Origin of the sequence: Thioclava arctica (genome assembly GCF_040892615.1) — a bacterium.
Lineage (GTDB): Bacteria > Pseudomonadota > Alphaproteobacteria > Rhodobacterales > Rhodobacteraceae > Thioclava > Thioclava arctica.
On record NZ_JBFRYC010000035.1, the window covers coordinates 1 to 4,123 of the forward strand.

The following is a 4,123-nucleotide window of genomic DNA, read 5'->3' on the forward strand; positions in this document are numbered from 1 at the left end:
CCAGCGCGCTGCCACGATTTGATCGGGCCGGATCAGATACAAAGCCTGCCCCGCCTGCCCCAGATAGCGTTGGCGCAGCTCGGGGGTCTCGGGCAGTTCCAGCACACGCATCCCGTACCCTTCGGGCGCTGCGACGCCAATCGCCAACAGCGTGAAGCCCCCCGCGAGTTGCGAGAGCAGCCAGTCATTGCCCAGTGGCGCATCGGGGGCGACCGAACCGGGGCGCGATGGCGCAGGCATGTGCGCGCAATCGGGGGCTGCCTCGAGCGGATAGGTGCAGGGCACCGAAAGCCGCCCGGAATTGACCATCGGTCGGGCGAATTCGGCATGCTCGGAAAGCGCCAAAACAGCATCGCGGAACCAGCGTTCGGCCCCGTCACGCGGCGACATGAACCGCGTGGTGCGGCTGGAATTGGTGATGTTTTCGTCCGAGCCGTGGGTGCGTTCCGCATCATAGCCTGCCAGCAGCGCGACCGGAGCCTCACCCTTGAGCACCGCCGCCAATCGCCAGCCCAAAGCGTCGACGTCTTGCAAACCGCCATTGCCGCCGCGCGCGCCAAAGGGCGAGACGACATGCGCGCTGTCACCGACGAAGATCACCCGGTCATGAACGAACTTCTTCAGCCGCCGGCACTGGAAGGTGTAGATAGAGGTCCAGTCGAGTGTGAAATTGCCATGCCCCAGCGCCTTTTCGATGCGCGGGATGATACGCTCGGGTTTGCGCTCTTTCTCGGGGTCGCTCTCCCAGCCCAATTGCAGATCAATGCGGTAAACATCATCGGGTTGCTTGTGCAGCAGCGCCGACTGACCCGCATGGAACTCCGGTTCAAACCAGAACCAGCGTTCGGGCGGAAAATCGGCCTGCATCACGATATCGGCGATCAGAAAGCGTTCCTCAAACAGGACGCCCTCAAACTCAAGCCCCATCATCTGCCGGATCGGCGAGCGCGCCCCGTCGCAGGCCAGCAGATAGTCTGCCTCAAGCGAATACGCGCCATCGGGCGTCTCAATACTGACGCGCGCGCAATCGTCCTGTTGCTCTAGCCCCGTTACCTTGTTCTTGAAACGCAGATCGATCAGCGGATTGGCCTGCGCCTGCGCAACGAGGTATTCCTCAACATAATATTGCTGCAGGTTCACGAAGGCGGGCATCTTGTGGCCGTCCTCGGGCAGCAGGTCAAAGTTGAACACCTCGCGCGCGCCGTGATGGGTGCGCCCGACTTTCCAGGTCACGCCCTTTTGCACGCAGGTCTCGCCCACGCCCAGACGATCGAGAATCTCCAACGAGCGCTTCGACCAGCAAATCGCGCGACTGCCGACGGAAACGACGTTGTTATCATCCAACACGACCGAGCCGACACCATGATTGGCCAGCTCGATCGCGGCGGCGAGGCCAATCGGCCCCGCGCCCACGATGATCACCTTGTGACGCGGCTCGGGCGTGTTCAGCCCGCGCGGCGCAACATAGTCGAACGGTTTGTAATCATATGGCATTGGGCCCTCCTCCCGCCTCCCCTGCGCGCGGCTCAGCCTTGCAGCGCGTCCCACATTTCGCGGTCACGCTCGGCCGTCCAGATGCGCGGCGTGTCGATGCCACGGGCCTCGTCATAGGCGCGCGCCACGTTGAACGGCAGGCAATGCTCGTAGATCGCGTAATCGGCGAATTTCGGATCGCAAGCTGCACGCACCGCATCCCACGCCTCTTTCAGCGAACCACCGCGCGCGACGACCTTTTCCACCGGCTTGTAGGTCGAGCGAACGAAATCGGCGGTGTTTTCCAGCGCCTCGGCCACTTTTTCCTCGCCGACAAGCGCATCACCGCGACCCGGTGCAATCGCTTTGGGCTCAAACGCGGCGATGTTTTCCAGCGTCTCTGCCCAGTCGTTATAATGCCCGTCGCCGCAATAGCAGGCCGAGTGATATTCAACGATATCGCCGGTGAACATCACCTCTTGATCGGGCACCCAGATCACGGCGTCGCCCGCCGTATGGGCTCGCCCGAGCTTCATGATATCCACCCGGCGTTTGCCGAGATAGACGGTCATCATTTCAGAGAACGTGGTGGTGGGGCGCGTCAGGCCGGGGATTTCCTCATGGCCCTGAAACAGGCGCGGGAAGCGGCCGAATTCGCTGTCCCAATCTTCTTGGCCGCGCTCTTCGACCATCGCGCCCGCCACATCCGACATGATGATTTCACGCGCGCCATAGGCCGAGGCACCCAGCACCCGCACCGCGTGATAATGGGTCAGCACGAGATGGCTGATCGGCTTGTCGGTGACCGAGCGCACGCATTCAATCACCTTGCGCGCCAGACGCGGGGTGGCCTGTGCCTCGACGATCATCACGCTTTCATCGCCAATGATGACGCCCGTATTGGGATCGCCCTCGGCGGTGAAGGCATAAAGCCCTTCGCCAACCTCAGTGAAGCTGATCTTTTTGTCTTCCATATCGCCTTGCGATGCGAATGCCTTAGCCATGTGCCTGTTCCTTCTGACTTATTTCGCCCAATCGGGCAGATCGGCGGCGGGCAGGATCTGCCCCGCGCAATCGCCAAACCCGATGCGGTATCCTTTGCCTTGCGCCGCCCCGCGCAGGGTCAGCGTGTCGCCATCCTCGATGAAGCTGCGCGTCGTGCCGTCCGGCAATTCCAGCGGTTCCTTGCCCGACCAAGACAGTTCCAGCAGCGAGCCGCGACTGTCCGGCGTCACGCCCGAAATCGTGCCCGATCCCAGCAGATCGCCCACCCGCATCGCACAGCCAGAGCTGGTGTGATGGGCCAATTGTTGCGCGGCCGAGTAATAGAGTTCGCGCGTATTGGTCTGCGAAATGACCGTCTCGGCCCCGTTTTCGGGTCGCAGGGCAACCTCAAGCGCGATGTCGTAATTCATCGGCCCCGGCTCGGACAAATAAGGCAGCAGCGGGCGCTCACGCTCAGGTGTGGCGGTGCGGAACGGTGCCAGCGCGGCGCGGGTCACGATCCAAGGCGAGATCGTGGTGGCCGTCGCCTTGCCTTGAAACGGCCCAAGCGGGACATATTCCCAAGCCTGGATATCGCGCGCCGACCAGTCATTGAGCAGCACATAACCAAAGATCATCTCATCGGCCTGCGCCACCGAAATCATCCCTTGCGAGGGCTGTCCGACAATCGCGCCAAATTCCAGTTCGATGTCAAAGCGGGCCGAAGGCGCAAAGCGCGGCAGATCGTCATTTGGCCCCTTCACCTGCCCCCAAGGCCGCGTGACCGGCGTGCCCGAGACAACCACCGACGAGGCCCGCCCGTTATAGCCAATCGGGATCGACAGCCAGTTCGCAGGCAGCGCGTTTTCCGCCCCGCGAAAGATCGTGCCAACATTCATCGCGTGGTTCTTGCCCGCGTAAAAATCGGTATATTCCATGACGCGAAACGGCATCAGCATTTTCGCATCTGCCTGCGCAACCAGATGCGGCTCGACGGCTGCGCGATGCGCCTCGTCTGACAGCAACGCGATCAAGCGCGCGCGCAAATCGGCCCAAAGCTGCGGGCCGGCCTCCATGACGCGGTTCCAGGCAGGCTCGACAAACAGCGCCGCATCCAGACCGTGATCCACCGCGCCAAGATCAAGAATCTGATCGCCGATCGCCACGCCCATGCGCGCGCCGCGCCCATCGTCAAACACGCCATAAGGCAGGTTCTGAATTGGGAAGTCCGTGTCGCCATTCGCAGACGCCACCCAGCTTTTCACATCCGTCATTTGGTCCCCGGTTTTCCGTCGAATTTCTTCTCAATGCTGTCCCAGCAATCGATGTAGTCGTCCTGCAAGGGCGCTTCTGTCGCGGCGAAAGCCGTCAGATGCTGGGGGAAACGTGTCTCGAACATGAATTGCATCGTGTTATCTTGCAGCACCGGTTTCATCGGCTCGTTGCTGGCATGTTCGAACGCAGCGCGATCGGGCCCGTGGGGCAGCATCATGTTGTGCAGGCTCATGCCGCCGGGCACGAAGCCCTGCGGCTTGGCGTCATAAATGCCGTAAATATTGCCCATCATCTCGGACATGATGTTCTTGTGATACCACGGCGGGCGGAAGGTGTGCTCGGCCACCATCCAGCGCTCACGGAACAGCACGAAGTCGATATTGGCGGTGCC

4 protein-coding genes are annotated in these 4,123 nt (G+C 61.8%); all 4 read right to left on the reverse strand.

Annotated elements, in window-relative coordinates:
* Nucleotides 1-1,494: FAD-dependent oxidoreductase (locus tag AB4874_RS19750; RefSeq protein ID WP_368393296.1), on the reverse strand; the 1,494-nt coding region annotated here is incomplete at its 3' end.
* A 32-nt stretch (nt 1,495-1,526) separates the two neighbouring features.
* Nucleotides 1,527-2,477, reverse strand: coding sequence for an MBL fold metallo-hydrolase (locus AB4874_RS19755; protein ID WP_368393297.1), 951 nt, complete (start codon nt 2,475-2,477; stop codon nt 1,527-1,529).
* An 18-nt stretch (nt 2,478-2,495) separates the two neighbouring features.
* Nucleotides 2,496-3,731: a fumarylacetoacetase gene (fahA, locus tag AB4874_RS19760; RefSeq protein ID WP_368393298.1), complete on the reverse strand. Its 1,236-nt coding sequence runs from the start codon at nt 3,729-3,731 to the stop codon at nt 2,496-2,498.
* A partial coding sequence (locus AB4874_RS19765; protein ID WP_368393299.1) for a homogentisate 1,2-dioxygenase domain-containing protein occupies nt 3,728-4,123 on the reverse strand: 396 nt, incomplete at its 5' end. The genes fahA and AB4874_RS19765, both read right to left, overlap by 4 nt.